This is a genomic window from Streptomyces coeruleorubidus, from assembly GCF_008705135.1.
In the GTDB taxonomy this organism is placed as follows: domain Bacteria; phylum Actinomycetota; class Actinomycetes; order Streptomycetales; family Streptomycetaceae; genus Streptomyces; species Streptomyces coeruleofuscus.
The window spans coordinates 8993245-9018820 of sequence record NZ_CP023694.1; the positions used below are offsets into that span (position 1 = coordinate 8993245).

General features: G+C 72.9%; 24 protein-coding genes. 12 read left to right on the plus strand and 12 right to left on the minus strand.

The window, feature by feature from the left end; all coding sequences use genetic code 11:
- Positions 1–232 precede the first annotated feature (232 nt).
- On the plus strand, positions 233–2368 hold the full coding sequence (locus tag CP976_RS40965) for a SpoIIE family protein phosphatase (RefSeq protein ID WP_150484900.1): 2136 nt from the start codon (positions 233–235) through the stop codon (positions 2366–2368).
- 23 nt (positions 2369–2391) lie between these two features.
- Here CP976_RS40965 and CP976_RS40970 read toward each other — a convergent pair whose 3' ends face one another.
- A complete protein-coding gene (locus CP976_RS40970; protein WP_229876021.1) occupies positions 2392–3057 on the minus strand; it encodes a GAF and ANTAR domain-containing protein in 666 nt (221 codons plus the stop codon).
- A gap of 169 nt (positions 3058–3226) precedes the next feature.
- Complete coding sequence (locus CP976_RS40975) at positions 3227–5800, minus strand: SpoIIE family protein phosphatase (RefSeq protein ID WP_150484901.1); 2574 nt, start codon at positions 5798–5800, stop codon at positions 3227–3229.
- Between the two features lie 148 nt (positions 5801–5948).
- Between CP976_RS40975 and CP976_RS40980 the strand changes: the two genes are divergently transcribed.
- The gene (locus CP976_RS40980) at positions 5949–6536 is read left to right on the plus strand and encodes an AMIN-like domain-containing (lipo)protein (protein ID WP_150484902.1); all 588 of its coding nucleotides are present in this window, start codon (positions 5949–5951) and stop codon (positions 6534–6536) included.
- Positions 6537–6584: 48 nt separating this feature from the next.
- Here the strand turns inward: CP976_RS40980 and CP976_RS40985 are convergent, their stop codons facing one another.
- The 4 genes from CP976_RS40985 to CP976_RS41005 all read right to left on the minus strand — a co-directional run bounded on the left by CP976_RS40985 (position 6585) and on the right by CP976_RS41005 (position 10773).
- Positions 6585–7688, minus strand: coding sequence for a GNAT family N-acetyltransferase (locus tag CP976_RS40985; RefSeq protein WP_150485722.1), 1104 nt, complete (start codon positions 7686–7688; stop codon positions 6585–6587).
- 752 nt (positions 7689–8440) lie between these two features.
- Positions 8441–9121, minus strand: coding sequence for a hypothetical protein (locus tag CP976_RS40995; protein WP_229875945.1), 681 nt, complete (start codon positions 9119–9121; stop codon positions 8441–8443).
- A gap of 78 nt (positions 9122–9199) precedes the next feature.
- Positions 9200–10267, minus strand: coding sequence for an LLM class flavin-dependent oxidoreductase (locus CP976_RS41000; RefSeq protein WP_150484906.1), 1068 nt, complete (start codon positions 10265–10267; stop codon positions 9200–9202).
- Complete coding sequence (locus tag CP976_RS41005) at positions 10267–10773, minus strand: SRPBCC family protein (RefSeq protein WP_150484907.1); 507 nt, start codon at positions 10771–10773, stop codon at positions 10267–10269. Before CP976_RS41005 ends, CP976_RS41000 begins: the two co-directional genes overlap by 1 nt.
- 321 nt (positions 10774–11094) lie before the next feature.
- On the opposite strand from CP976_RS41005, the gene CP976_RS41010 reads away from it, so the two are divergent.
- Positions 11095–12447, plus strand: a complete 1353-nt coding sequence (locus CP976_RS41010) for a diacylglycerol/lipid kinase family protein (RefSeq protein WP_150484908.1) — start codon at positions 11095–11097, stop codon at positions 12445–12447.
- Between the two features lie 47 nt (positions 12448–12494).
- Here the strand turns inward: CP976_RS41010 and CP976_RS41015 are convergent, their stop codons facing one another.
- A complete protein-coding gene (locus tag CP976_RS41015) occupies positions 12495–13739 on the minus strand; it encodes a serine hydrolase domain-containing protein (protein WP_150484909.1) in 1245 nt (414 codons plus the stop codon).
- Positions 13740–13960: 221 nt separating this feature from the next.
- Here CP976_RS41015 and CP976_RS41020 point away from each other — a divergent pair, with 221 nt between their 5' ends.
- Positions 13961–15304 carry a sensor histidine kinase gene (locus CP976_RS41020; RefSeq protein WP_150484910.1) on the plus strand — a complete coding sequence of 448 codons (1344 nt, stop codon included), beginning with the start codon at positions 13961–13963 and terminating at the stop codon, positions 15302–15304.
- Positions 15301–16029, plus strand: a complete 729-nt coding sequence (locus tag CP976_RS41025) for a response regulator transcription factor (RefSeq protein WP_167537511.1) — start codon at positions 15301–15303, stop codon at positions 16027–16029. Before CP976_RS41020 ends, CP976_RS41025 begins: the two co-directional genes overlap by 4 nt.
- A gap of 16 nt (positions 16030–16045) precedes the next feature.
- Here the strand turns inward: CP976_RS41025 and CP976_RS41030 are convergent, their stop codons facing one another.
- Positions 16046–16375, minus strand: a complete 330-nt coding sequence (locus CP976_RS41030) for an antibiotic biosynthesis monooxygenase family protein (protein WP_150484911.1) — start codon at positions 16373–16375, stop codon at positions 16046–16048.
- A gap of 114 nt (positions 16376–16489) precedes the next feature.
- Here CP976_RS41030 and CP976_RS41035 point away from each other — a divergent pair, with 114 nt between their 5' ends.
- Complete coding sequence (locus CP976_RS41035) at positions 16490–17440, plus strand: TIGR01777 family oxidoreductase (protein ID WP_150484912.1); 951 nt, start codon at positions 16490–16492, stop codon at positions 17438–17440.
- 7 nt (positions 17441–17447) lie between these two features.
- On the opposite strand, the gene CP976_RS41040 is transcribed toward CP976_RS41035, so the two are convergent.
- Together CP976_RS41040 and CP976_RS43150 are read right to left on the minus strand one after the other, a co-directional pair.
- Positions 17448–18320, minus strand: a complete 873-nt coding sequence (locus CP976_RS41040) for an SCO4651 family lipoprotein (RefSeq protein ID WP_150484913.1) — start codon at positions 18318–18320, stop codon at positions 17448–17450.
- Between the two features lie 126 nt (positions 18321–18446).
- Complete coding sequence (locus CP976_RS43150; RefSeq protein WP_167537512.1) at positions 18447–18593, minus strand: hypothetical protein; 147 nt, start codon at positions 18591–18593, stop codon at positions 18447–18449.
- Between the two features lie 138 nt (positions 18594–18731).
- Here CP976_RS43150 and CP976_RS41045 point away from each other — a divergent pair, with 138 nt between their 5' ends.
- The 3 genes from CP976_RS41045 to CP976_RS41055 all read left to right on the plus strand — a co-directional run bounded on the left by CP976_RS41045 (position 18732) and on the right by CP976_RS41055 (position 21586).
- Positions 18732–19160, plus strand: a complete 429-nt coding sequence (locus CP976_RS41045) for a hypothetical protein (protein WP_150484914.1) — start codon at positions 18732–18734, stop codon at positions 19158–19160.
- 274 nt (positions 19161–19434) lie between these two features.
- Positions 19435–21075 carry a phosphoglucomutase (alpha-D-glucose-1,6-bisphosphate-dependent) gene (pgm, locus tag CP976_RS41050; protein ID WP_150484915.1) on the plus strand — a complete coding sequence of 547 codons (1641 nt, stop codon included), beginning with the start codon at positions 19435–19437 and terminating at the stop codon, positions 21073–21075.
- A 223-nt stretch (positions 21076–21298) separates the two neighbouring features.
- The gene (locus tag CP976_RS41055; protein WP_150484916.1) at positions 21299–21586 is read left to right on the plus strand and encodes a zinc-ribbon domain-containing protein; all 288 of its coding nucleotides are present in this window, start codon (positions 21299–21301) and stop codon (positions 21584–21586) included.
- A 31-nt stretch (positions 21587–21617) separates the two neighbouring features.
- Here CP976_RS41055 and CP976_RS41060 read toward each other — a convergent pair whose 3' ends face one another.
- On the minus strand, positions 21618–22343 hold the full coding sequence (locus CP976_RS41060; protein WP_373304889.1) for an ArsR/SmtB family transcription factor: 726 nt from the start codon (positions 22341–22343) through the stop codon (positions 21618–21620).
- A 66-nt stretch (positions 22344–22409) separates the two neighbouring features.
- Here CP976_RS41060 and CP976_RS41065 point away from each other — a divergent pair, with 66 nt between their 5' ends.
- Positions 22410–23039: a flavin reductase family protein gene (locus tag CP976_RS41065; protein ID WP_150484918.1), complete on the plus strand. Its 630-nt coding sequence runs from the start codon at positions 22410–22412 to the stop codon at positions 23037–23039.
- A 43-nt stretch (positions 23040–23082) separates the two neighbouring features.
- On the opposite strand, the gene CP976_RS41070 is transcribed toward CP976_RS41065, so the two are convergent.
- On the minus strand, positions 23083–23475 hold the full coding sequence (locus CP976_RS41070) for a hypothetical protein (RefSeq protein ID WP_150485724.1): 393 nt from the start codon (positions 23473–23475) through the stop codon (positions 23083–23085).
- A 213-nt stretch (positions 23476–23688) separates the two neighbouring features.
- Here CP976_RS41070 and CP976_RS41075 point away from each other — a divergent pair, with 213 nt between their 5' ends.
- Together CP976_RS41075 and CP976_RS41080 are read left to right on the plus strand one after the other, a co-directional pair.
- Entirely contained in the window at positions 23689–24171 is a 483-nt protein-coding gene (locus CP976_RS41075; RefSeq protein ID WP_150484919.1) for an SRPBCC family protein, read from the plus strand.
- Between the two features lie 270 nt (positions 24172–24441).
- Positions 24442–25452 (plus strand): trypsin-like serine peptidase, encoded by a 1011-nt coding sequence (locus CP976_RS41080; RefSeq protein ID WP_150484920.1) that lies wholly within the window; start codon positions 24442–24444, stop codon positions 25450–25452.
- Positions 25453–25576: the final 124 nt, after the last annotated feature.

The following is a 25576-nucleotide window of genomic DNA, read 5'->3' on the forward strand; positions in this document are numbered from 1 at the left end:
GCCGGCCTCCCGGTCGCCGTCGAGGGCTCCGATTCTGCCAGCCCGGCACCCGCCCCGGCCATGCCATTGGGCACAACGCCCGGCCATGCCATTGGGCACAACGCCCGGCCATGCCCTCCGGCACAACGCCCGGCCATGCCCTCCGGCACCATGCGTCCTTCCGCGGCCCGGCCCGATGACGTGCCCCCACGCCCCGTGAGGCGTAGCGTCCGGGTAAGAGCGGGAGGACACCATGCCCGGGAGCAACGAGCCGCCCGGGGGCGCCGGATCGCTGGACGACGCCCTGGGGGCGGTCCTGGCCGACACCGTGCGCGGCACCGGCGCCTCGATCGGCGGCCTCTACCTGATCGAGGAGGCGGAGCCGGTGCTGCGCCTGGTGGCGCTGTGCGGTCTGCCGGTGGCGTTCAGCGCCCCGTGGCAGCGCCTGCCGCTGACGGCACCCGTCCCGGTCGCCGACGCGATCCGCGACGACGCACTGATCTGCGTCGGCAGCCAGGACGAGATGGCCCGCCGCTACCCGCGGGCCGCCGCCGTCCTGCCCTACCCGTTCGCCCTGGCCGCGGTCCCGCTGAGCGGCGTACGGCGCTGCTGGGGCGGCATCGTGCTGATGTGGCCGGCCATGCGGCCCCGCAGGATCACGCCCCGCGAACACGGCCACATCACCTCCAGCGCCCGCCGCGTGGCCCGCCTGCTGGACGAAGCCTCCCGGCCCCCCACCCTGCCCGAGCAGCCGCGCGTCGTCCCCGTCGACGCCGCGCACCACCCCGTGCAGACCGGCCTGGCCGCCGCCGACTACCTCGAACGCCTCCCCGAGGGCGCCCTCGCCCTCGACCTGGAGGGCCGCATCACCTTCGCCACGGCCACCGCCGCCCGCCTGCTCGGCCGCCGCGCCGACCGGCTGCTGGGCACCCGCCCCTGGCAGTCCCTGGCCTGGCTGGACGACCCCGTCCACGAGGACCACTACCGCACGGCGGTCGTCAGCCGAGCCCCCGTGTCCTTCACCGTGCTCCGCCCGCCGGACCAGTGGCTGACCTTCCAGCTCTACCCCGACACCAGCGGCATCAGCGTCCGCGTCGTCCCGGGAGGGGAGCAGACCGAGGACCCGCCGCCGCCCGTCGCCGCACGGCCCCCCGCGGCCGCGCCGACGGGACGGCTCTACCAACTCGTGCACCTCGCCGCCGCGCTCACCGAGACGGTGACCGTCCGCGACCTCGTGACGCTGATCGCCCAGCAGATCCTGCCCGCCTTCGGCGCCCAGGGCCTGGTGCTGTCCGCCGCCGAGGCCGGCCGTCTGAAGATCATCGGCTACCACGGCTACCCGGCCGACGTCATGGAGCGCCTCGACACCCTGTCACTCGACACCGGCCTCACTCCCGCCGGCCAGGTCCTCGCCAGTGGTGCCCCCGCCTTCTTCGCCGACCCGGCCGAGATGGCCGGCAACTACCCCCGGGCCCCCCAGATCAGCGGCAAACAGGCCTGGGCGTTCCTCCCTCTGATCATCTCCGGCCGGCCGGTCGGCTGCTGCATCCTGTCCTACGACCGCCCGCACGCCTTCACCGCCGACGAACGCGCCGTCCTCACCTCACTGTCCGGCCTGATCGCCCAGGCCCTGGACCGCGCCCGCCTCTACGACGCCAAGCAGCGACTCGTCCACGAACTGCAACGCGCCCTGCTGCCCCGGGCCCTGCCGCGCCTGCCCGGCCTCGACGTCGCGGCCCGCTATCTGCCCGCCGGCCACGGCGTCGAGGTCGGCGGCGACTTCTTCGACGTCCTGCGCCTGGACGACACGACCGCGGCCGCCGTCATCGGCGACGTGGAAGGCCACAGCGTCGCCGCCGCCGCCCTCATGGGCCAGGTCCGCACCGCCATCCACGCCCACGCCACCGCGGGCGCCGCACCCGGCCAGGTCCTCGCCCGCACCAACCGGCTGCTGGCCGACCTCGACTCCGAACTGCTCGTCTCCTGCCTCTACGCCCACCTCGACCTGGCACGCCACCAGGCGGCCTTCGCCAGCGCGGGCCACGTGCCCCCGCTGCTGCGCCCCGCCCACGCCGCCGCAGGCGTCCTCGACGTCGAACCCGGCCCGCTGCTCGGCATCGATACCGGCGCCCACTACCCGGTCACCACCACGCCCCTGCTCCCCGGCAGCACCCTCGCCCTGTACACCGACGGACTCGTCGAGCTCCCCGGCACCGACGCGACCCGGGCCACCTCCGACCTGGCCGGCCGGCTCGGCACCGGCGACGGCCACGACCTGGAACGGCTCATCGACAGGCTCGTCCGCCACACGACCCCCACCGGACAGCACGCCGACGACATCACGGTGCTCCTCCTGCGCACCGCCCGGCCCGACGGCGGCCCGGCCTGAGGCCGACACCCCGGCCGCTCCGGTCAGGCCTGGCCGGGGATTTCGACGCGGACGTGCCGGGCGACGTCGCGCAGCTTGACGTTGTGGTGCTGAGAGATACGCCGCAACACGTCGAAGGCCTCGTCCTCGCTCATCCGGTGGCGTTCCATGAGGATCCCCATGGCCTCCCCGATGGCATGCCGGGTCTCCAGGGCGTGCTCCAGCTGGTCGACGGTGCGGGCGGTGGCCAGCGCGACGGCGGCGTGGGAGGCGAGCAGCCAGCCCGCGGCCTCGATGTCCTTGCCGAAGGCCCCCGGCCGGCGCGAGTAGAGGTTGAGCGCGCCGAAGTCCTCCTGGCCGGTGTAGAGCAGCACACCGGTCATGCTGCCGATCCCGAGGTCGCGGGCAGCTTGTGAGAACCGCGGCCAGGACGGCTGCGGCTTCGTCATGTCGGCGATGCGGAACAGCCGCTCGCCGTCCACGCGCCGGGCCGCGTCGAAGCACGGTCCCTCGCCCAGCTCGCCCTGCAACCGGTCGGACTCCTCGACCATGTCACCGCACACGGAGAGCGTCACGGCCCGGCCCTTGGACACCGCCAGGATCCCGGCCGCGTCACAGCCCTCGACCAGCTTCACAGCGGATGCCGAGATCTCGTCCAGCGTCGCCTGCACCGAATCCTGCGCCACCAGATCCCGGGCGAGCATCGCCATCTGCTCGGCGTACTGCTGCCATTCCACCGCCACCACCGCCTCGCTCACCGGTCTCGCCCACCGTACCCCGCACCACCCTGTCTACGCCGATCGCGCGAGACGGCGGACCTGTGAGACGGGGACGTGCGAGAAACCGGGGCCGCGCGTGGTCGGCCGGCAGCCGGCTCGCTCAGCGATACGCCGTCAGCAGCAGCGCCACGTCGTCCGGCCGCTCCCGGGCGCGGCGTGCCGTCCGCACCAGCTGGTCGGCGAGATGGTCCACCGAGTCCGCCGGAGTGTCGGCAAGGCAGCGGCGGACCTCCTCGATGCCGGTCTCGATGTCGCTGCCGGGCTGCTCCACGAGCCCGTCGGTGTACAGGGCGAGGACGCTGCCGGGAGCCAGCGTGAGCGCCGTGACGGGGTAGACCGCGTCCGTCTGCACGCCCAGCATCACGCCGCCCACGAGGTCCAGCGTCTCGGCGTGCCCGTCGGGGTGGCGCAGCAGCGGCGGGGGATGCCCGGCCCGTACGGCGAAGGCCCGCCCCGTACGCGGGTCCAGCTCGATGTAGCAGCAGGTGGCGCAGACGTCCGCCTCCAGCTCGGCCAGGTGCCGGTTGGTGTGCGTGATGACCTCCTGCGGCGGCCGCTCGCTCGCCGCGAAGGCGTGCACGGCACTGCGCAGCTGGCCCATCACCGCCGCGGCGCCCACGCTGTGGCCCTCGACGTCCCCGATGACCAGGGCCACCCCGCGCCCCGTGGTGATCACGTCGTACCAGTCCCCGCCGATGGCCATGCCCTGGGTGCCGGGCAGATAGCGGCCGGTGGTGCGCAGCCCCTCGACGGCGGGCAGCCGGTGCGGCAGCAGCCCCTCCTGGAGACCGCGGGCGACGGCGGACTCGGCGTCGTAGAGCCGCGCCCGCTCCAGCGCCTGCGCGGCCAGACCGCTCAGCGCGGTGAGCGCGGAACGCTCGTCGGCGGTGAACCGGTGCGGGGTGTCCCAGCCGAGGATGCACGAGCCGACGGGATGCCCGGAGGCGATCAGCGGCAGGAACGACCAGGCGCTCATACGGTCCAGGGTGATGCCCGGGTAGGCGAGGGAGAGGTCCTCGGGCGACTCGAAGAAGAGCGGCAGGCGCGTGGTCAGCGCGTGCACCCCGGGAAGCTGCGTGTCGAGGGTGACACCCTCGAACGGCGCGAGGAACCCCTCCGGGTAGCCCGACTCCCACAGCAGGTACATCCGGCCCTCGCGGACCGTGTACAGGGCGAGCTCCCGGACGCCGAACGCGGGCAGCAGCTGCTCGGACACGGCCCGGCAGACGTCCTCGACGGTGACCGCCTGGGTGAGCACGCTCGCCATCTGCACCACGTGGTAGAGCGCCCCGGCACGCGCCGCGGCCACCGGCCCGGGCGGCGGCGCCGCGGCCGCGGCCTGCGGCACGGCGCCGGCGGCGGACCCGGCCTCGCGCCCCGCCTCGGCCCCGGTGGGCGGGCCGGTCGGATGGACCCGGCCCGTCAGCCCGTGCACGTCCGGGTACAGCACGAAGCTCAGCCACTTCCCGGCGGGATGCCGCACGAGGAACGACACCTGCTCCTGCGACAGCATCGCCGCCCGGTAGCGGTCCTCGTACGCGGGATCCCGGAGCCAGGTGATCACCTCCCACGGATAGCGGCCCAGGAGCGCCTCCCGGCCGCCGCCCAGCAGTTCCTCGCAGCGGCGGTTGGCGTACGTCAGACGGCCGTCCTGGTCCAGCGAGAAGAGACCGTCGGGCAGCCGCTCGGCGGCCTCGGCCGCGGTGAACCCGCTGCCCGCGTCGACGAGGGCCCCCACCAGGATCCGGTCGGAACCCGTGCCGCCGCGCACGAGATGCCCCCACAGCTCGACGGGCCGGTAGCCGGCCTCCTCGTCGCCCGCGGAGTCGTCCCGCACCCGGAAGTGACGGCATCTGACCCGGCCGAGCGTGAGCGCGTCGTGCCGGCTCGCCCGCAGTTCGTGCAGGTCGTCGGGGCTGACGCGGGCCTCGATGTCCGCCATCGTGCCGCCGAAGTCCGCCCGGCCGATGCCCAGGAGAGCGAGGGCCTCGTCGTCCGCCGTGCACCGGTCGGTGTCCAGGTCCCAGTCGATGAGCCCGACCCGGACGGGCTGGACGGCGGGCGTGGGCAGCCGCACGCCGATCGGTTCGTCGTCGTACTCGATCCGGTACGCGGCGGAGCCCGTGCCCGGCGCGACGGCGGTGAGGCGGGTGAGACGCTCCTCCATGACCTGCCCGGCGGGGCGCAGCGCCGGCTCGACCGCGTCGGTGTCCAGCGGCGACCGGGCGGCCGAACGCAGCACGACCAGGACACCCACGACCTCGCCGGCGGCCCGGACGGGCCGGTAGGCCGAGCCGAAGGAGTACGGCAGCCCGGCGGTGAAGTGCGGGAAGCGCACCATGGTGGCGCGCTCGTCCGGCAGCCACAGGGTCTCGTCGCGCCGGTAGGCCTCGGCCATGGGCAGCGCACCGCCCACCGGCACCCGCCACCACGTTCTGAGGAGCGACCGGGGCACCCCGGTCACCAGCGCCAGCACGAGCGAACGTCGGTCGCGGGAACGCAGGTAGACCAGCCCGCCGTAGCCTCCGAGGTCCCGTACGGCCTCGATGAGCGGAGCGGTCAGGGCATCCTCGATCCGGCCGGTGTCCCCGGTCCGGACCCGGCCGTCACCACCGCCCCGGCTCCGGCCCCCGGGTGACCGCGGCCCGTCCGGTACGGCGGCTGACTCATCCATCTCGCGTCCTCCCGGTACGGACGCACCGGACCCCATCGCTCCCCACCAGGATGTGCCATGGTCGGCGGTCCGGCGCGGCGGGTGCAACCTTTCGGTCCCATCGGTCGTCTCACCCGATACCAGCAACAAGCGAGCCTCGGGGGCCGAAATGGTACGAATCAGAACAGCATGCGCGACTCTCGCGCTCGTGGGCGCCACGGTGGGCGTGGCGGCGGTCCCGGCCGGTGCCGCACCCGTCGCCGCCCAGGCCGCCACCCAGGCCACGGCCTGCCCGACCGGCTGGGGGAGCCTCCCCAAGACCGACACCAGTGGCACCATCGCGCCGGTGAAGGACATCCGGACCGGCCGTCACGCCTGCTTCGACCGGATGGTCGTCGACGTGCCCGGCGCGGGCAGCGACGTCGGCTACTCCGTCCGCTACGTCGACCAGCTCCACCAGGACGGATCGGGCCGGCACGTACCCGTGGCCGGCGGAGCGGTCCTCGAGGTACGGGTGGCCGCGCCCGCCTACGACCCGGAGACCGGCGCCGCCACGTATCCCGGCCGGGTGGCGCGCCCGCTGCCGGGCGTGGACCTCACCGGCTACCGCACCTTCCGGGACACCCGGTTCGCCGGCAGCTTCGAGGGCGAGACCCAGATCGGGCTCGGCGTCCGCGCCCGGCTGCCCTTCCGGGTGTTGCAGCTCGACGGCCGCGTCATCGTGGACGTCGCCCACAGCTGGACCGCCACGAGGTGATCGCGGTGCGCCCGGTTCCCCGGAGCCGGGCGCCCGGGCTGTCCGGTCTCAGCGACCGCGCAGCCGCCCCACCTCCTCCAGTGCCCGCGCCGCCGCGCCGGCCAGGCGGGGCCGGTTGCGGACGAAGCGACGGGCGGCTCGCGCGGGCTCCCGGCCCAGCCAGTGGACGGCCCCACCCGGCACCGGCCGTACCACCACCCCCTCGTACACCCGCAGGTCACGAGTCTTGAGCGACTCCTTGTAGCGGGCCGGACCGCTCCCCAGGTCGACCGTCTCGACGCCGTCGGCCGCCGCGGCCTGAAGCATCTTCAGCTGGAGCACGAGGCCGGGGGAGTACTTGGCGTAGTCGCGGTCGTACGCCGGGAACCACCAGGACAGCACCGTGCGCGAGCGCAGACCGAAGTGCGCGGCCACGGGCCGGTCCGCCGCGTACAGCACGGACAGCACGCCACGGCACTCCGGTTCCTCGCTCTCCCCGAGCAACCGCACCAGGCGCGTGATCCACTCCTGCGCGAACCGGTCGCGCCGGCCGGTCCGCCGGTACTGTGCCGACTTCCATTCCATCAGCGCCCGCAAGGCATCCGGGTCCCGGGCGTCGTACGCGAACCGCACCTCGCCGACCTGCCGGGCCAGCCTGCGCTCCTTGGCCAGGGTCTGTCTGAGGAAGCTCGGCGACTTCGCGCGCAGCCGCTCGGCGTACCGCTCGAACCCCTCGCCGATGTCGACGACCGGGGACGCGAGCTCCTCGACCGCGTGCGGCGCGAAGGCCCCCTGGCCGGCTTCGAGGTTGTCGAACTCCCAGGACGACAGCGCGCAGGACCGCAGTAACCTGCGGGCGTCGACCCGGATCCCGGGGCGTAACACGGCACCCTGACTGTCGGACACGCCGAGCCCGATGGCCCGGCCCTGCCCCAACGGCCCCCTCTCGTACGGGAAGAACCCGACCGGGGAGCCGTCGTCCTGCAGCACCGCCACTCTGGCCGCGGGCCTGACCCGCCCCACCGCCGTGGTGAACGCCGGGTCGAGAAAAGGATTCGCCGGGGCTCCGGACTCCGTCCGTATCTCCCGCCACATCTTCTGGTCGGTCGGGCTCAGTTCGTCCGGCTTCAGAATCAGAACACGCTTTCCGGGCAACTCCGCCTCCTGTGTCATCGGCATGGGGACACACGAAGGCCTGCACATCACCGCGTACCGGCACCAGGCAGTACTCGGGCCGCACGGCGCAGGCCCTGTCGGTACCGCCGTCACTCAGCAGCGAAACGTCTGTAACTCAACGGCGTTCGGGGTGGGCGCGACCGTCCCCGGGCGCCGGGCCGTTCCCGCAGCCCGGACGTCCGCACCACCCCGGTCCACCAGGGGCGCGCCGCCCACCACGGCACCGGCCCGGGCCGCTCCCGCCGCCCTCGGCGTCCGCGCCACCGGCTGCCGGACCGACGGCTCCTCCCCGCAGGGGCAGGGCTCCCCGGCCCTTTCGGCCCCGGCCCTCTCGCCCCCGGTTCCTTCGGCCTCGGTGCCCGAAGTCGCGCCCGGCTCCAGCGCATCCGCGGCATCTACCGCATCCACCGCCGCCGTGGCCGCGGCCTCCGCCGGGTGCCCGCCCCGCGCCAGCCCCGGGACGACGAGATGCAGCAACAGCAGGCACGCCACCAGGCCCATCGCCGCTGCCCATCCTCGCCGCACCATCAGACCCCTGACCCGCGTATCGGTGGGGGAGGACGGAGCTGTTCGGCCCGCCGGGCCGGCGCCGGACCAGACCCCCGACACGGCCCGCTGCGCCTTCCAGTAGGCCGAGCACATCCCGCCCCGTCAAGCCCTTGTGAGCCGATTCGCCCCGCTCGGCCAATTGCTGCCGAATTCCAACGGAAAGCGCTGTCGGCAGACGCTCGCTCTCCCGTGACGGCGGGTCAGTTGCCGCCCGGCACGCTCAGCACCTCGCCCGCCTTCGGCGCCCGGATGTCGAGTGGTTCGTCGAAGGCGCTGAAGGAGGTGGTGGTGTGCTGTGCGGCGCTCTTGTAGACCGTCCTGAGCAGGTACGGCTTGCCCTCGGCCGCCACGTAGAAGGTGTACGTCCCCGCCTTGTCCGCCTTGTCGGTCACCACCAACTTGACGGCCTCCGTGCCCTCGACGCGGGCGGAGCCGCCCTTGCGCGCCGTGCCGAACGAGTCGAAGGGCCGTTCGCAGGAGGCGAGACCGTCGCGTCCGGCGCCGGCCGGGTCCACCGGCGTCTTCACCCACAGCTTCTGCTCGTCGGTGAGGCCCGGGTAGTTCTTCCACTTCTGCAAGTAGGCCCGGTTCGGCCGGACGTAGTCGGTCTCGCCGAGCCGGATCTGCTCCAGGGCGCTGCCCCCGGACCACGTGGTCCTGGATCTGCACCGGCTGTCGAGGTCGGTCACGAGGCGGTTGGTGACCGAACCGCCGCTCGTCGTGCGGTTGGTGATGTCGACCGTGACGGAGTTCAGCTTCCGCATCGTCGCGTTGGCCTCGTCGAGGATGTCGCCGGCGGACTTCTCCTCGCCGGTGCCGCCGGAGCCGCACCCGGTCAGTGCGGCGCCCGCCAGCAGGCATGCGAGTGCGGTCGTCGTCACGGTGGCCCTGGCCCGCACGGAGTCCCCCCGTTGGTCGTTCGTCCGGTGATCAGCACCGGAGCTTACCCGCCGCCGGGTTCAGGCCGCGCCGCCGATCTCGTCGGTTTCACGGACCAACTCGATCGCCCGGCCAAGGGTGTCGAGCCGGTCCTCGAAGGTCTCCCCGGCCGGGTAGAGACGGACCGTGTCCACCCCGGCGTCCCGCCAGACGCGCAGCCGCCGCCGCACCATCTCCTCCGTGCCGATGAGCGTGGTGGCCAGCACCATCTCGTCGGTGACCAGACCGGCCGCACCGTCCCGGTCGCCCGCCTGCCAGCGCTCCCGTACCTCCGCCGCGACCTCGGCCCAGCCCTGCCGGCTGTAGGCCCGGTTGTAGAAGTTGGCCGACGCGGAGCCCATGCCGCCCAGGCTGAAGGCGAGTTCCTTCTTGCGGCCCGCGACCATGGCGCCCAGCGCCTCCTCGTCCCGGGCGAAGGCGACCTCGGCCCCTTGGCAGACGTCGAAGCCGGTGCGGCTGCGACCGGCGGCGGCCAGCCCCTCGTCCAGCGGAGCGAAGTAGGCGTCCGCCGCGCCCTCCGGTACGAAACTGGTGCCGAGCCAGCCGTCGGCGACCTGGCCGGTCAGCCGCAGCATGGCGGGCGACAGCGCGGCCAGATAGACGGGCACGGCGTGCTCGGCCCGCAGGGACAGGCGCATCGGCACCGCCTCTCCGCCGGGCAGCGGAATCCTGAACTCCGAGCCCGAGTAGGAGATCTTGCCGCCCGCGAGCACCTGCCGCACGATCTCCACCGTCTCGCGCATACGCGCCAGGGGACGGGCGAACGGCACCCCGTGCAGGCCCTCCATCACCTGCGGACCCGAGGGACCGAGGCCGAGCAGGAAACGTCCGCCGGAGAGATTGGACAGAGTGATCGCCGTCTGCGCGAGAGCCACCGGCGTGCGCGTCCCGACTTGCATGACGGCGGAGCCCAGCAGCATCCGTTCCGTACGGGCCGCGTAGAAGCCCAGGGCGGACGGGGCGTCGGATCCCCACGCCTCGGCCACCCAGCAGACGTCGAGCCCCAGTCTCTCGGCCTCGACGACGAAGTCGGCCTGCCGGGACCAGGAGCCGAGGCCCGACGCCTCGACGGTCGTCGCCGTCCGCATCACCCCTCCGCCCACTGCCGGACGTGCTCCAGCGCGGCGGTCATGCCGCGCTCGAACTCCCGCAACCTCACGAACACGATCTTCTGCTCCTTCTCCGGCATGGCGTCGATCGCGAAGGAGAGCCCGGAGCGCCCGGGCCCCATCCGCATCCACTGCGACAGCTCGGTCCCGCCGTTCCTGGGCGCGAGGCCGAACCGCCAGACGGCACTGGGCTCGTCCGGATCCCCGACCGCCCAGGAGAACACCCGCCCCGGCTCGTACGCGACGACCGTGGAGGTCGTCTCCCACTCGCCGAACGCCTCGTGCCTGTTCCGCCCGACGAACCGGGCCCCGACCGCGGGACCGGCGGACCCGTCGACCCACCGCACCGACTGCACCTCCTCGCTCATCTCGGGCATCCGCGTCACGTCCGACACCAGCGCCCACACCCGCTCCGGCGGAGCGGCGATCCAGGTCGTCACCTCGACCGTCGGTCTGTCCGCGTAGTACGCGCCCGTCCACTCCATCGCGTGCCGGCCTCCTCGTCGACAGGGACTGTGCCAGCAGAGTTGCGTAATAAGACTCACTGGGTCAAGGGGGAGTGCGGGTCCGCGGCCGGCAGCGGCGGCGCGGGTGTGCGCCGACGTGCCCCGGTGCGCGGAACCGCGCTCACGGGGCCGCGTACGCTACCGATGGCTCCACCCCGGAAGATCGTCACGTCTGACATGACTCACGGCGGGGGAGCCATCAGGGATGGCGGTAGCCATGCCGATCCGTCGGCGGGCACGATGTTTCACGGCCGGGCGCGGTCCGGAAGGTCCGCCCGCGCCTTCGAGCGGAGGAACCACATGGGATCGGCGATGATCGAGCGGAATCACCGCCGGCAGAGATGGGCGGCCAGGGGAGCCCTGGCCTCGGTGGCGCTGGCGGCGTCGCTGCCCCTCGTGACCGGCGGTCTGAACGGACTGCTGCTGCTCGCGGCCGGCCTGGCTGGGCTCGCCCTGACCGCGGCCGCGGTCTGGTGGGTCCTGTCCCGCCGGGGACCGGCCCGCACGGCGGCGGCCGCGCTGGCCGTCGTCGCCCCCGTCGCCGTCATCACCCTCTTCGCCGTCGCGAATCTGCTCTGGGTGGTCTTCGCGTCCCTGCTGCTGTGGTGCCTCGCGGTCTGGAGCGGCCGCTACGCCCTGCGCAGCACGGGCCTGCGGCCGGTACGGGTCAAGGAATACCGCACGCCACCGCCGAAGCGCCCCTTCCTGCTGCTCAACCCCCGTTCCGGCGGCGGCAAGGTCGGGAAGTTCGGCATCAAGGAGAAGGCCGAGGCGCTGGGTGCCCGGGTCGTCCTCCTCGACCCGGACCAGCACCAGGACGTCACCGCCTTGGCCAAGGCCGCCGTGGCCGAGGGAGCCGACCTGCTCGGCGTCGCGGGCGGTGACGGCACGCAGGCACTGGTCGCCGCCGTCGCGGCGGAACACGGCCTGCCGTTCCTCGTCATCTCGGCAGGCACGCGCAACCACTTCGCCATGGACCTGGGCCTGGACCGCGACGACCCGTCCACGTGCCTCGACGCCCTCACCGACGGGGTGGAACTCCGCGTCGACCTCGGCTTCGCCGACGACCGCCCCTTCGTCAACAACGCGTCGTTCGGCGCGTACGGGGCCGTCGTCCAGAGCCCGGGCTATCGCGAGGACAAGGTGGGCGCGGCGCTGGAGCGGCTGCCCGAACTGCTCACCCGGCAGAGCGGCCCGCGGCTGACGGCCGGCGCCGACGGCACCACCATCGCCGACCCTCAGGCCGTGCTGGTGAGCAACAACCCGTACCGCATGGACGACCCGTTCGGCTTCGGCCGGCGCGAACGGCTCGACTCCGGGAAGCTGGGCGTGCTCGCCGTCCGCGTCGACAGTGCCGTGGAAGCGGCCGAACTCCTGCTGGCCCCGCGCCCGGAGGGGCTCACGGTGCTCACCGCCCAGCACGTGGTCGTCGAAGCCGACGCACCGCACCTGGAGGTCGGCCTCGACGGCGAGGCCCTCACCCTGCCCTCCCCCGTCCACTGCCGCATCGCCCGCCGTGCCCTGCGCGTCCGGGTGCCCCGCAACCGCCCCGGGGTCCCCGAGGCGCCGCCCCGCCTGGACTGGCGCCGACTCCGCAAGCTGGCGGCGGCGGTGGGCCGTACCGCCGCACCGTCACGCTCCTGGCGACCCTGAGCACCAGCCCCGGCCGCCGTCCCCCGGGGAGGTAGCACCGGGCCCCGTCACCTGGGCCGTACGGCCTGCCCCCCTTCCCGGCACAACGCGTTCGCGACCAGCCGCACACCCGCCCGGTGCTGCCGCAGCACGTCCTCGACGGAGGTGGCCCACCCGGTGGACATCGAGGCGGTGACGGCGACCCGGCCGTCGTCGCTCACCGCGTTCCGGCTCATGTAGCCGATCTCGTCCCCGCCGTGGCCCCAGGACCAGCCGCCGCACGGCAGTCCGGTCCTCATCAGCCCGAGCCCGTACCGCGCGCCCGGGTACGGCACCTGGAACTCGTCGTTCAACGGGACCGTGCGCTTCATCTCCCTGAGCTGCGCGGGCTTGAGGACCTTGCCGCCGAGGAGGTCGCGGAAGAAGCGGTTCAGATCGGCCGTGGTGCCGATGAGGCCGCCGGACGCGTTGGGGTCCTCGTACAGGGTCACGTCGACGAGCTTCGGCTTCGTGCCGAACCGCTGGTAGCCGCGAGCGTGCGGCTTCCGGACGGCGGGCGAGCCGCCCGGGTAGTACGTGTGCCGCAGCCCGAGCGGCTTCAGCAGCCGTTGCCGTACCTGGTCGTGCCAGGTGTGGCCGGTGGCCTTCTCGATGACCATGCCGAGCAGGATGTAGCCGACGTTCGAGTAGCCCCAGCCCTCGCCGGGCCGGAAGTCCGGGCGGTGCCGCATGGCCCGTTCGACCAGCTGCTCGGGGGTGAACGGGCGGAAGCGGACCTCGTAGTACTTCTTCGCCGTCTCGATGGCGGGGTAGTCGTCGTGGATGCCGCTGGTGTGCTGGAGGAGCTGGCGGACAGTGATCTTCCGGCCGTCGTTGCCGTTGCCGCGCACCACGCCCGGCAGCCACTTCTCGACGGTGTCCTCCAGCGCCACCTTCCGCTCGCCGACGAGTTGGAGGACGACGGCGGCCACGAAGGTCTTGGTGTTGCTGGCGATCCGGAAGTAGCCGCCGTCGGGCACCGGGCGGCCCGTACGGATGTCGGCGGTGCCGCTCGTCACGGTGGCGGGACCATGCCGGCCGCCGCTCACCCGGGCCTGCACGCCGATGGCGCCGGTGTCGCGTACGGCGTCGGCATCCCGCTGGAACGGCGTGTGCCGCGCGGCGGCGGAGGCGGAAGCGTCGTCGTTCACCCCCGCGACGGCGTCGGTGACGGCCGTCGGCACGGCGACCGCCATGACGAGGGCGGCGGCGATCGCCGGCGTGAGGTGTCGGCGGCGCGACCGGGAAGGCCGTCGGGACGGGTTGGGTGACACGGGATCCTCCAGAGGTACGGACGCTGTGTGCGGAAAGCACCACCGACGCTAGGAGCGAGGCCCTTGGGCGGGCGTCGTCCGCCGGGAGGGGCGGGCGGGGCAACTTTCGTTCCGTGCCCTGCGTCTCCTGTGATCGCCGGTCATACGATGCCGGCAGGGCCGCGGGGGTGAAGACCGCTCGGCGAGCGGGGACCGGGGACGGGGACAGGGACGGGGTTGGCATGACGGGGGGTTCGTGGCGGCGACACGGAACGGACCGGTCCGTACGGTCCTCACTGGCGCCGCGCGGTTCCTCACGGGTGTCGGCCGGTTCCGTACGGGCGTCCGCCGCCACGCTGCGCCGCAGGCTCGCCGGGCGCCCCGCGGACGTGCTCGTCGCCGCCGCCCTCACCGGCATCGCCGTGCTGCTCCGGCTGCGCCTGCCGTTGCCCGACGGCGCAGGCCCGACCGCCGCCGTCATGGCACCGCTCGTCGGGGCGGGCCTGCCGCTGGTGTGGCGGCGTTCGCGTCCGGGGCTCGTGCTGGCCGCCACAGCGGTCTGCTATCTGACGGGGGAACTGCTCGACCCCTTCGGCGACAACGCCCAGTCCGTGTTCCTGGCCTGCTACTCGGTGGCACGGCACACGCCCGCGCCGCGCAGCCTCCTGGCTCCCGTCGCGCTCATCACGACGCTGTTCGTCCCGGAGTGGGTCGACGGCCGGCTGAACGTGATCTCCTCGGCCGACACCGCCATCCCGCTCGGCCCCGCCGACTACCTGGTGGCCGCCGCGATGGCCGCCGCCGTATGGCTGCTGGGCGCGTCACGGCGCCGGCTGTACGCGGACGCCGCGCGCCTGCGCGACCTGGCCGAACGGCTCCGTGCCGAACAGCGGGTCAGCGCCCGGCGCGCGGTGGCCGCCGAACGCGCCCGGATCGCCCGCGATCTGCACGACCTCGTGGCCCACCACGTCAGCGCGATCGCCTTGCAGGCACGCGCGGTCACCGTCGTTCTGCCGGACGACTCGCGCGCCGCCGGTCAGGGGGTGGCGGCGATCAGCGAGGCGGCGGACACCGCGCTGGACGAGATGCGCGGCCTGGTCCGGTTGCTCGCGGACCCGCCGCCGGAGAGTGGCGCCGCGCCGCTCCCGCAGCCGTCGCTGCGCCACCTGGACCGGCTGACCGGGGAGTCGGAGGCGGCGGGCTGCCCGGTCACGCTCACGGTGACCGGGCCGGTCGCGGAGCTGCCGCCCGCCGTGCAGGTCTCGGCGTACCGCGTCGTGCAGGAGGCGCTGTCGAACGTGCGCAAGCACGCCGGTGCCGTGCCCGTAAGCGTCGGACTGGCCTGCCGGGACGGCGGGTTGACCGTCACGGTGGAGAACGCCGTGCCCGCCCCGGACCGCCGCCCGATGCCCGGCTCCGGGCTCGGGCTGATCGGCATGCGCGAGCGCGCCGCGCTGTTCGGCGGCACGCTCCGCGCGGAACCCGTCCCGGACGGCGGCTGGCGGGTCGTGGCCACGTTCCGGCCGCGGGACGGCAGCCCGTACGTGCTCACCGACGGCGCGTACGCGCCGGAGGAGGGCCGATGACGCCGCCGGTGCGGGTGCTGACCGTGGACGACCAGGAGCTGGTCAGGACGGCGCTGCGGATGATGCTGCGGCGGCGTACGGACGTTGAGGTGGTGGGCGAGGCGGCGGACGGCGCGCGGGCCGTCGAGGCGGCGTACGAACTCCGCCCGGACGTCGTGCTGATGGACGTACGGATGCCGGGCATGACCGGGGTGGAGGCGACCGCGCGGATCCTCCGGGGCTGGCCGCACCCCGGGCCGCGACCGCGCGTGCTGGTGTTGACGACGTTCGACCTGGACGAGTACGTGCACGCCGCGCTGCGCGCCGGGGCCAGCGGGTTCCTGCTGAAGAACACCACGCCGGAGCTGCTGGCCGAGGCGATCGGAGTGGTCGCGGCGGGCGAGGCGATGCTCGCGCCGACGGTCACGCGGCGGCTGATCCGGGCGTTCTCCGACCTGCCGCCGCCACTGCTGTCCGGCGTGCGGCCCCGCCCGTCACCGGCCGACGGGCCGCCCGGCGGCCCGGGCGACCCGCTGGCGGCGCTCACCCGGCGCGAACGGGACGTCGCGGAACTGGTCGCCCGCGGGCTCTCGAACGCGCGGATCGCCGGGTCGCTCGGCCTCAGCGAAGCCGGCGTGAAGAGCACCGTCAACCGCATCTTGACCAGGCTCGGACTGGAGAACCGGGTGCAGATCGCGATCCTGGTGCTCGCGGCCGAACCGGCGACGGAACAAGGCGACGACTAAGGCGTTCTCCTTCGCATCACGAGGCGCCCTTCGGCCCCGCCTGCTGCACCACCTCGAACGACCAGAGCGTCGAGTCGCTCGCCGCGGGCTTGGGGCGCTCGCCGCCCTCGCCGCCGCCCTGGTGCGCGGCCTTCATCGGTCCTTCCATCCAGGCCTGGAACGACGCCTCGTCGCGCCACCGGGTGTAGACGAGGTAGGTGTCGGTGCCCTCCACCGGGCGCAGGAGCTCGAACCACTCGAAGCCGTCCGAGCTCTCCACGGTGTGCGCGCGGGAAGCGAACCGCTTCTCCAGAGTCTCCCGCTGCTCGGCGGGCACGGTCAGCACATTGATCTTGACTACGCTCATGGCCCCCATCTTGCCCGATGGTGCATCTGCGCAGGCTAAGTCCTACGCCGGCAGAAGTTTTGAACACGTTCAAATGTGGGCTAGGGTCACTCTCACACGTCGAGGGGGAGTGACATGAAGATCGTGATACCCGGCGGGACCGGGCAGGTCGGCACGGTCCTGAAGCGCGCGCTGAGCGCGGCCGGACATGACGTCGTGGTGCTCAGCAGGCGGCCACGGCAGCAGGGCGACGTGCACTGGGACGGCGCGACCCTGGGCCCGTGGGCGGGGGAGATCGACGGCAGCGATGTCGTGGTCAACCTGGCCGGCCGGAGCGTCAACTGCCGCTACACCCCCGCCAACCTCCGCGAGATGATGGACTCACGGGTCCACTCCGCCCGGGTCGTGGGCGAGGCGATCGCCGCAGCCGCGCGGCCGCCCCGGGTCTGGCTCCAGATGAGCACCGCGACCGTCTACGCCCACCGCTTCGACGCGCCCAACGACGAGGCCACCGGCGTGATCGGCGGCACCGAACCCGGCGCCCCCGGCTACTGGGCCTACAGCGTCGACATCGCCAAGGCCTGGGAGCGGGAGCAGGGGACGGCCGGCACCCCGCACACCAGGAAGGTGGCTCTGCGTGCCGCCATGGTCATGAGCCCGGACCGCGGCGGCGTCTTCGACGTCCTGCTGCGGCTGGCCCGCCTGGGCCTCGGCGGCCCTGTCGCCGGCGGCGCGCAGTATGTGTCGTGGATCCACGAACAGGACTTCGTCCGGGCGGTCGAGTTCCTGGTCGCCCGGGACGACATCGCGGGCCCGGTCAATCTCGCCGCTCCCGCGCCCCTGCCGCACCGCGACTTCATGCGCGCCTTGCGTACGGCGTGGGGTGTCCCGGTGGGCCTGCCCGCGACGCGCTTGATGGCCGAGGCCGGCGCCTTCGTCCTGCGCTCGGACACCGAACTGCTGCTCAAGAGCCGCCGCGTCGTCCCCGGCCGCCTCCTGGACGCGGGCTTCACGTTCGGGCACCCCGACTGGGCGGCGGCCGCGGACGACCTCGTACGGCGGTTCCGCAGCCGCGGCGTGGGATGAGCGCGGGTCAGCCCTGCTTCTTGCCCTGCTCCAGGGCCTTGCCGGTCATGTCGGTGACCTGTCCGGCCGGGGGCGCGTCCGCTTCCACCTCGGTGCCGAAGTCGGTGAAGTCCATGACCGTGCGCACCGTCACCCGCTGGGCCGACGGCGAGGCATCGGTTGAGGACCGTTGCGTCGACCCCGGTGCGGACTTGAGGGTCATGTCGACCTGCTGACGGCGCATGCGGCCCTCTTCGTCGAGCCACACGTCCATCGGCAGCGTCGGGCCGACCTGCTGCCGCAGCGCGTCGCCGTTGGGCAGCTCGGCGACGTCGACCGAGACGCGGTAGTGCGTGGTCTCGACGCCGTCGATCGTGGCCGTGCCCTTCTTGGTCACGTCCTTGTCGGTGATCGCCTTCGCGTACGCCGCGGACTGCGCCGGATCGCTCATGGACCGGTCGCCCGTGCCCTGCTGTGCGGAGACCTTCCCCAGGTCGATCTTGATCCAGGGTTTGCCGCCCGGCGCCTGCCCCCTGGGCATCTTCTGGTACAGCACCTGATCGACCACCCGCTGCTCGATCCGCTGCCCCTGCACCGTGAGCGTCATGACGCTGTCGCCGTCGTCCAGGTCCACGGCGCCCTGGCCGTTCGCGGACTCCGAGGCGCCCTGGGCCGAGGTCTGCACCCGCAGCCTCACCTTGGCGGTGTCCTCCTCGGCCGTCCTGTCGTAGGCGGAGCGCACCGCCTGCGTGCCCTGCTCCTGTGTGTTGCCCTGCGCCGAGGAACCCCGTGCGCCGTCACCCGTGCCGTCCTCGTCGCCGCAGCCGACCAGCACCGTGCCGGCCAGCACACCGGCGACGCATAACGCGCAGACCTTCCGGCCGTTGCCTGCCGTGTCCATCGAACCAGCTCCTCTCAGTGTGATGCGACACAAGTGCCCATGCCGGGCATGAACACACTTGCGTGCCCGAAGAGTTGGTTTCCGGGAGGATTCCCTCCCCGGCCGGTCCGGTCGGGGAGGGCCCGGTCAGCGGCGCCCGCGGAGCTTGCCCAGCAGCCGCTGGGCCTGGGCCCGCTTGCGCGGATCGGCGGCGGCCCGCCGTGCCTGCTCGACGGCCTGCCGCCCCTGCGGGCTCCGGGCGAACTGCTTGATGCGATTCAGGATGCCGGCCATGATGCACTTCCTTCGTGTTCTGACGTCGTCTTGCTTGTAGCTCGCTTACCCCTCCGACGAGGGGCTCAGCCCTCCGCGCGCCCGGACGGTGCGCGACCGAACGTGTTTGCCGCCGGAGTCAGAGGCAAGTCGCAGTCCATGACTGAAGAGAACAAGCGCACGAATCAGAAGCCGACCACCATACGGACCACGGAGTCCAAGGCCCGGGGCGCCGCGGACAAGGCGACCGCGCCAACGGCCCAGGCCGCGAAGCGCGCGTCGGCCAAGGCCGATGACGCGGCGTCAGCCGTCAAGGCAGGCGCCGAACGCTCCGCGGAGACGACGACGGCGGCCGTGCAGACCGCGGCCAGGAGTGTCGAGGCGGGCCGTCAGGCCGTCGTCGCGGCCTCCGGTCAGGTCGCCGCCACGGCGAAGACGGCCTGGACGGTGATCGCCCACCGCAAGGCCGTCGCCGCGGGCGTCGGGGCCGGCCTGACCGCCCTGAGCGCCGCGTCGTACGCCGTGGGACGCCGCGCGGGACGCCAGACGCATGGCCCGCTCACCCGGCTCACCGGCGGACGGATCTGACCCGAGGCGGGACTTTACGGGCATCCCCTCGGCAGGACGCCACAGGGCCGGAAGGCGGCGCGGCGCATCACCGGGCGTTCCGGTGGCATGCCGCGCCGCCTCCTTGTGGTGAGCGGCGCCGCCTCCTTGTGGTGCGTGGCGCGGTCCGACGGTCCACCGCGTGGCTTGGCACACATCCGGCCCTCACAGTGGTGCCCCTCTCGCGCGTCACGGCTGTGACGAGGAAGGATGAGACCGCAAGCGAAGGATCACATCCATGTGGAGGAGCGGGCCCATGCAGCACGAGCGAGCGGGCAGTCCGGCCGGTCCCGAAGATCTCGTCGATGTCGCTCGGCTGGTCACCGCGTACTACGCGCTCCACCCCGACCTGGACGACCCGGGGCAGCGCGTCACGTTCGGGACCTCCGGACACCGCGGGACCTCACTGGCCGGCGCGTTCAACGACGACCACATCGCCGCGACCAGCCAGGCCATCTGCGAGTACCGCGCGGCCCAGGGCATCGACGGCCCGCTGTTCCTGGGTGCCGACACCCACGCCCTGTCGGAGCCCGCGCGGGTCACCGCGCTCGAGGTGTTCGCCGCCAACGAGGTGACGGTGCTGATCGACGACGCGGACGGCTACACGCCGACCCCGGCCGTCTCGCACGCCATCCTCACCCACAACCGCGGCCGTACCACCGGCCTCGCGGACGGCGTCGTGGTCACCCCGTCCCACAATCCGCCCGCCGACGGGGGGTTCAAGTACAACCCGCCCAGCGGCGGCCCGGCCGCATCCGACGCGACCTCCTGGATCCAGGACCGGGCGAACGAGATCATCCGCGGCGGCCTCAAGGACGTCCGGCGCATCCCCCACGCCCGGGCCCTCGCCGCGGCCACCACCGGCCGCTACGACTTCCTGGGCACCTACGTCACCGACCTGCCCGGCGTGCTCGACCTGGACGCCATCCGCGCGGCCGGGGTGCGCATCGGGGCGGACCCGCTGGGCGGGGCGTCCGTCGCCTACTGGGGCCGGATCGCCGAACAGCACCGCCTCGACCTCACCGTGGTCAACCCGCACACCGACCCCACCTGGCGGTTCATGACGCTGGACTGGGACGGCAAGATCCGGATGGACTGCTCGTCGCCGTACGCGATGGCCTCGCTCATCGAGCAGCGCGACCGCTTCGACGTCGCCACCGGCAACGACGCCGACGCCGACCGGCACGGCATCGTCACCCCGGACGCGGGCCTGATGAACCCCAACCACTACCTCGCCGTCGCCATCTCCTACCTGTACGCCCACCGCGACCGCTGGCCCGCCGCCGCCGGTGTCGGCAAGACCCTGGTGTCCTCCGCCATGATCGACCGGGTCGCCGCCGACCTCGGCCGCGAACTGGCCGAGGTGCCCGTCGGATTCAAGTGGTTCGTGGACGGGCTGGTCGACGGCACCATCGGCTTCGGCGGGGAGGAGTCGGCCGGGGCCTCCTTCCTGCGCCGGGACGGCTCCGTGTGGACCACCGACAAGGACGGCATCATCCTGGCGCTGCTCGCCTCCGAGATCACGGCGGTCACCGGCAAGACCCCGTCGGAGCACTACGCCGCGCTGACCGCCCGCTTCGGCGAACCGGCGTACGCCCGGATCGACGCCCCGGCGTCCCGAGAGGAGAAGGCCCTGCTCGCCAAGCTCTCCCCGGCACAGGTCAGCGCGGACACCCTGGCCGGGGACGCCGTCACCGCGGTGCTCACCGAGGCCCCCGGTAACGGCGCACCCATCGGCGGCATCAAGGTGACCACCGACAACGCCTGGTTCGCGGCCCGCCCCTCGGGCACCGAGGACGTCTACAAGATCTACGCCGAGTCCTTCCGCGGCCCCGACCACCTCCGCCAGGTCCAGGAGGAGGCCAAGACCGTGGTGCTGACGGCGCTTTCCAGCTGAACACCGGCACGCCACGGCCCGGGCCACCTCACGGTGGCCCGGGCCGGACGGCTTCAGCTGGTATCGGCGCACCGGGAGGCACCCGGCACGCTCTCACCCGACTGGACCACGCCCCGCCGGGCTCCCGCACGAGCGAGGGCACATCTCCCGCGGGTACCGGTTCGCCGGGGTGGAACGCGATACAGGACACTGGGGGAAGATCCGACCCGGGAAGGACCGTCACGTGATCATCTTCGGCACCAAGGGGTATCTGTACCAGCTGGCGATACTGACGCTGGTCTGCGGTCAGTGCGGCAACCCCGCCGCGCACACGCTCAGGAAGCGCGTCACGAAGTTCACGCTGTTCTTCGTGCCGCTGTTCCCGATCTCGACGAAGTACCTCACGCAGTGCACCTTCTGCGGTGCGGAACAGAAGGTGACCAAGGAACAGGCGGAGCAGTTGCAGGCCCAGAGCACGAGCGGCGACGGCGGCCAGGCGTACGGGCAGCCGCAGCAGCAGCACCGGTTCTGAGCCGGCCGGCCGTCCCGGGGCGGGGAGGTGCTCAGCCGGTCGTGAGCACCTCGTCCGCCAGGCCCAGGTGCCGTCGGAAGGCGTCGCGCCCCTGATCCGTCAGCCGCACGACGCGGGAGCCGTCGCCGTGCACGAGCCAGGACGCCTCCAGCGCGCGGTGGAACACCGCTGCGGCCACCGCGCCTGCCAGATGAGGGCGCCGCTCCGTCCAGTCCAGGCAGGTACGCACATGCGGACGGCCCGCCGCCCCCACCGCCTCGTCCGCGATCCCGAGGTCCGTCAGCCATGCCGCGCCGGACGCGGTGAGGGCCGGGCCGGACTCCCAGGACAACAGCCCACGAGCGGTCATGGCATCGGTCATCGCCACGGCGAAAGAGCCGCCGAGATGGTCGTAGCAGACGCGGGCGAATCCGACGGCGCGGTGTCGGCGGGCAGCGGTGAGCGAACGGACCGGGACCAGCCGGCGGGGCGCCCTGGCCGCCAGCGCCTCGATCATCTCCGCGATGCCGGGGTCCGCCAGGCGCACGTGACGGTGCCGGCCCCGGCGCTCCTGAGCCAGCAGACCACCGTCCACCAGCCGGTTCAGATGGCTCGTGGCCGTGGACGGCGCGACACCGGCGAGGCGGGCCACCTCGGATGCCGTCCAGGCCCGGCCGTCGAGCAGGGCGAGACAGATCGCGGCGCGCGTGCGATCGGCGAGCAGCGCCGCCAGCGAGGCGAGATCCGGTTCTTCGGCATGGACGTCGGGGCTGGTCACCGACCGATTGTCCCCGGCCGACACTTCGACGCGCATCGAAACGTCCCGCCCGTAGCGTCCTGAGCCATGACGACCGACACCCACCGTGTGATCCAGCCCAGCGTCCTCTACTTCGGCACGCCCGTCGTGCTGCTGACCACCGAGAACGACGACGGCTCCTGCAATCTCGCCCCGATCTCCTCCGCTTGGGCTCTGGGACAGCACGTCGTCCTGGGCATCGGCAGCGAGAGCAGGACCGTGCGCAACCTCGCCGAGCGCCCTGAGCTCGTGATCAACATCGCCTCGCCGGAGCTGTGGGAGCACGTGGAACGCCTCGCACCGCTCACCGGGGCCCACCCCGTGCCGGAGGCCAAGCGGGCGCTGTACCGCTACGAGCCCGACAAGTTCGCCGCGGCCGGGCTCACTCCGGCGGCCGCCGACCTCGTGAAGCCGCCGCGCGTGGCCGAGTGCGCGCTCCAGCTGGAGGCCCGGGCACGCGCGCTGACACCCGGCGGAGCGGGCCTCTTCCTCAGCGTCGAGTGCGAGGTGCTGCGCGTCCACGCCGCCGAACACGTCGTCGTACCCGGCACCCACCACATCGACCCGGCCGTCTGGAGCCCGCTCATCTACAACTTCCGCCACTACCACGGCCTGACCCGCGAGCTCGGTCACGGCTTCCGCTCCGAGACGGCCAAGGCCACCACCTCCGCCGCCTGACCCGCCCGCGCCGTGACCGAACAGCGGGTCCCGTCCCGTCCGGTCACGGTGCGGGCGCCGGCCCGTCCGTCCGGCGGCGCCGTTCCAGCAGCAACGCCGCACCCGTGGCGACCGCCCCGGCGCCCTCCCACAGGCCGACACCGACGAAGACGCCCGGCGCTCTCCCGCTGAGTGCCGCGGCGGTGAAGACCGTGCAGGTGAGCAGCCGGAACGGAACGGTCCACCGGAAGAAGGCCCGCCAGTCGGCCAGCGCCGCCAGCACGTAGTACACGCCCATGTTGAGCGCCGCCATGGACGACGCCGTCAGGAACGCGGGCGTGAAGTCCCCGCCAGCACGCTCGCCCGGGGCGGCCAGCCCCAGCAGCGACAACTGCGTGGCCGGTGAGACCAAACCCACCGCGCCGAGGGCGGCGGCGAGCACACCGAAGACAGCCATCGTCCAGCCGGAGGCCGAGCGGGGGAGTGGGAGACGCACGCCGGGGATCGTATCCGTGTTCGATCGGCGGCCGGGCCGGTTCCGTTTCCTTTCCCGGACGGCACGAACCGTGTGGCAACCGCAAGATCCCGGGTACTCGTCCCGCCCCGGGCCCGGACCTCTGTGTGGGCCGACGGGCCTCCAGCAGTCGATCAGGAAAACGGAGGCAGACAGATGAGCACCGTCAAGGAAGCCGTGGAAGTCGACGTCCCCATCCACACTGCCTACAACCAGTGGACGCAGTTCGAGGAGTTCCCGAACTTCATGGAGGGCGTCGAGGAGGTAAGGCAGCTGGACGACCGTCACAACCACTGGACCACCAAGGTCGCCGGAGTACGGCGCGAGTTCGACACCGAGATCGTCGACCAACTGCCCGACGAGCGGGTCACCTGGCGCACGACCAGCGGAGACACCCATCAGAAGGGCACTGTCCGCTTCCAGCGCCTGGACGACACCCATACCCGGGTGGAGCTCGTGATGGAGGTCGAGCCCAGCGGGGCCGTGGAGAAGGCCGGGGACATGCTCGGCACGATCGACCGCCAGATCAAGGGCGACATGAGGCGCTTCAAGCAGTACATCGAGAAGCGCGGCGGCGAGTCCGGCGCCTGGCGCGGACGCATCCAGCCGGGCGGCGACGCCGGCCCCACGCCCCTCTGACACCCAGGGCGCCGGCTCTTCCGGCCCCGGCCTCCACCACAGACCCGGTGGAGGCCGGGTTCTTTTGTGCCCGCCCCTTCTCCCCGAGCCCGTGTTCCTGACGCGCCCGTGTCCCCGACGCGGGGAATGTGTGGTGTTTCGGTCATCTCGGTGACATGCACCTGTCCATATCAGTCTCCTGGTGGCACGCTGCCCTCTGGTTCGCAGCGACACCACTGCCTGACCGGGTGGATGCCCCACCACCCGGCCCCCACAGCAGAAGGAGACCGCGTGACAGGCACACCTCGCAGCCTTCGCTCCTCCGGCAGCGGCACCCGCCGCGTTCGTCGCACCGTCCTCGGCGCACTCGCCGGCGTCGCCGCACTGCTGGCGACCGGCGTCACCGCCGCACCGGCGAGCGCCGCGCCCGACCCGGGAACGGTGGCGCCTTCGGCGCAGGAACGCGCCCTCGACTTCTGGACCCCCCAGCGGATGCGCGCCGCCACCCCGCTCGACGTCCTGTCCGTCGACCGCTCCGACATGCGGACATCGGACATACGCAAGGGCAAGGCGACCGTCGTGGCACCCAGCACGCCCGCCTCCGACGCCGGTCTGCTGGCGATACCCAACGGCGGCGGGCCCTGGAGCGGGGGCGGAGCGGTGACCAAGACCGCCGGGCGGGTGTTCTTCACCTTCCAGGGGCGCACCGCCTCCTGCTCCGGCAACGCCGTCACCAGCGCCAACAAGAGCACCGTGATCACCGCGGGCCACTGCGTGAAGATGGAGGGCGCCTGGCACACCAACTGGGTGTTCGTGCCCGGCTACCACGACGGGCAGCGCCCGTACGGCACCTGGACCGCCTCCAAGATCCTCTCCACGCCGCAGTGGACGGCCAGTGAGGACATCAACTACGACATCGGCGCCGCCGTGGTCGCCCCGCTGGACGGCAAGAAGCTGACCGACGTCGTCGGCGGCCAGGGCCTGGCCTTCAACACCGGCTACAGCAAGGCCATGTACGCCTTCGGCTTCCCGGCGGCCGCTCCCTACGACGGCGAGAAGTTCATCTACTGCAGCGGCACCACCTACCGCGACTTCCTGCTCTCCAGCGACCACGGTCTGACCTGCAACATGACCGGCGGCTCCAGCGGCGGCCCGTGGTTCACCCAGTTCAACGCGGCCACCGGGACCGGGCTGCAGTCCTCGGTGAACAGCTTCAAGTACAACTTCCTGCCCAACGCCATGTACGGCCCGTACTTCGGCGCGGACGCACAGAACCTGTACCAGAGCGCCCAGTCGTCCTGAGCCACCGGCGGCCGGGAGCCGGGCCCTCCTCCGGACGGTGGGGGAGGACCCGGCTCCCGGCGTCACCGCGAAGAACCCTCGGCGTCGCAGCGAAGAACCCTCGGCGTCACCGCGAAGGGCTCCG

Bases quoted from the DNA above. Each gene is read 5' to 3' on its own strand.
- CP976_RS40965 (WP_150484900.1), top strand. From the start codon at position 233: ATGCCCGGGAGCAACGAGCCGCCCGGGGGCGCCGGATCGCTGGACGAC.
- CP976_RS40970 (WP_229876021.1), bottom strand. From the start codon at position 3,057: ATGGCGATGCTCGCCCGGGATCTGGTGGCGCAGGATTCGGTGCAGGCG.
- CP976_RS40975 (WP_150484901.1), bottom strand. From the start codon at position 5,800: ATGGATGAGTCAGCCGCCGTACCGGACGGGCCGCGGTCACCCGGGGGC.
- CP976_RS40980 (WP_150484902.1), top strand. From the start codon at position 5,949: ATGGTACGAATCAGAACAGCATGCGCGACTCTCGCGCTCGTGGGCGCC.
- CP976_RS40985 (WP_150485722.1), bottom strand. From the start codon at position 7,688: ATGACACAGGAGGCGGAGTTGCCCGGAAAGCGTGTTCTGATTCTGAAG.
- CP976_RS41000 (WP_150484906.1), bottom strand. From the start codon at position 10,267: ATGCGGACGGCGACGACCGTCGAGGCGTCGGGCCTCGGCTCCTGGTCC.
- CP976_RS41005 (WP_150484907.1), bottom strand. From the start codon at position 10,773: ATGGAGTGGACGGGCGCGTACTACGCGGACAGACCGACGGTCGAGGTG.
- CP976_RS41010 (WP_150484908.1), top strand. From the start codon at position 11,095: ATGGGATCGGCGATGATCGAGCGGAATCACCGCCGGCAGAGATGGGCG.
- CP976_RS41020 (WP_150484910.1), top strand. From the start codon at position 13,961: ATGACGGGGGGTTCGTGGCGGCGACACGGAACGGACCGGTCCGTACGG.
- CP976_RS41025 (WP_167537511.1), top strand. From the start codon at position 15,301: ATGACGCCGCCGGTGCGGGTGCTGACCGTGGACGACCAGGAGCTGGTC.
- CP976_RS41030 (WP_150484911.1), bottom strand. From the start codon at position 16,375: ATGAGCGTAGTCAAGATCAATGTGCTGACCGTGCCCGCCGAGCAGCGG.
- CP976_RS41035 (WP_150484912.1), top strand. From the start codon at position 16,490: ATGAAGATCGTGATACCCGGCGGGACCGGGCAGGTCGGCACGGTCCTG.
- CP976_RS41040 (WP_150484913.1), bottom strand. From the start codon at position 18,320: ATGGACACGGCAGGCAACGGCCGGAAGGTCTGCGCGTTATGCGTCGCC.
- CP976_RS43150 (WP_167537512.1), bottom strand. From the start codon at position 18,593: ATGGCCGGCATCCTGAATCGCATCAAGCAGTTCGCCCGGAGCCCGCAG.
- CP976_RS41045 (WP_150484914.1), top strand. From the start codon at position 18,732: ATGACTGAAGAGAACAAGCGCACGAATCAGAAGCCGACCACCATACGG.
- pgm (WP_150484915.1), top strand. From the start codon at position 19,435: ATGCAGCACGAGCGAGCGGGCAGTCCGGCCGGTCCCGAAGATCTCGTC.
- CP976_RS41065 (WP_150484918.1), top strand. From the start codon at position 22,410: ATGACGACCGACACCCACCGTGTGATCCAGCCCAGCGTCCTCTACTTC.
- CP976_RS41070 (WP_150485724.1), bottom strand. From the start codon at position 23,475: ATGGCTGTCTTCGGTGTGCTCGCCGCCGCCCTCGGCGCGGTGGGTTTG.
- CP976_RS41075 (WP_150484919.1), top strand. From the start codon at position 23,689: ATGAGCACCGTCAAGGAAGCCGTGGAAGTCGACGTCCCCATCCACACT.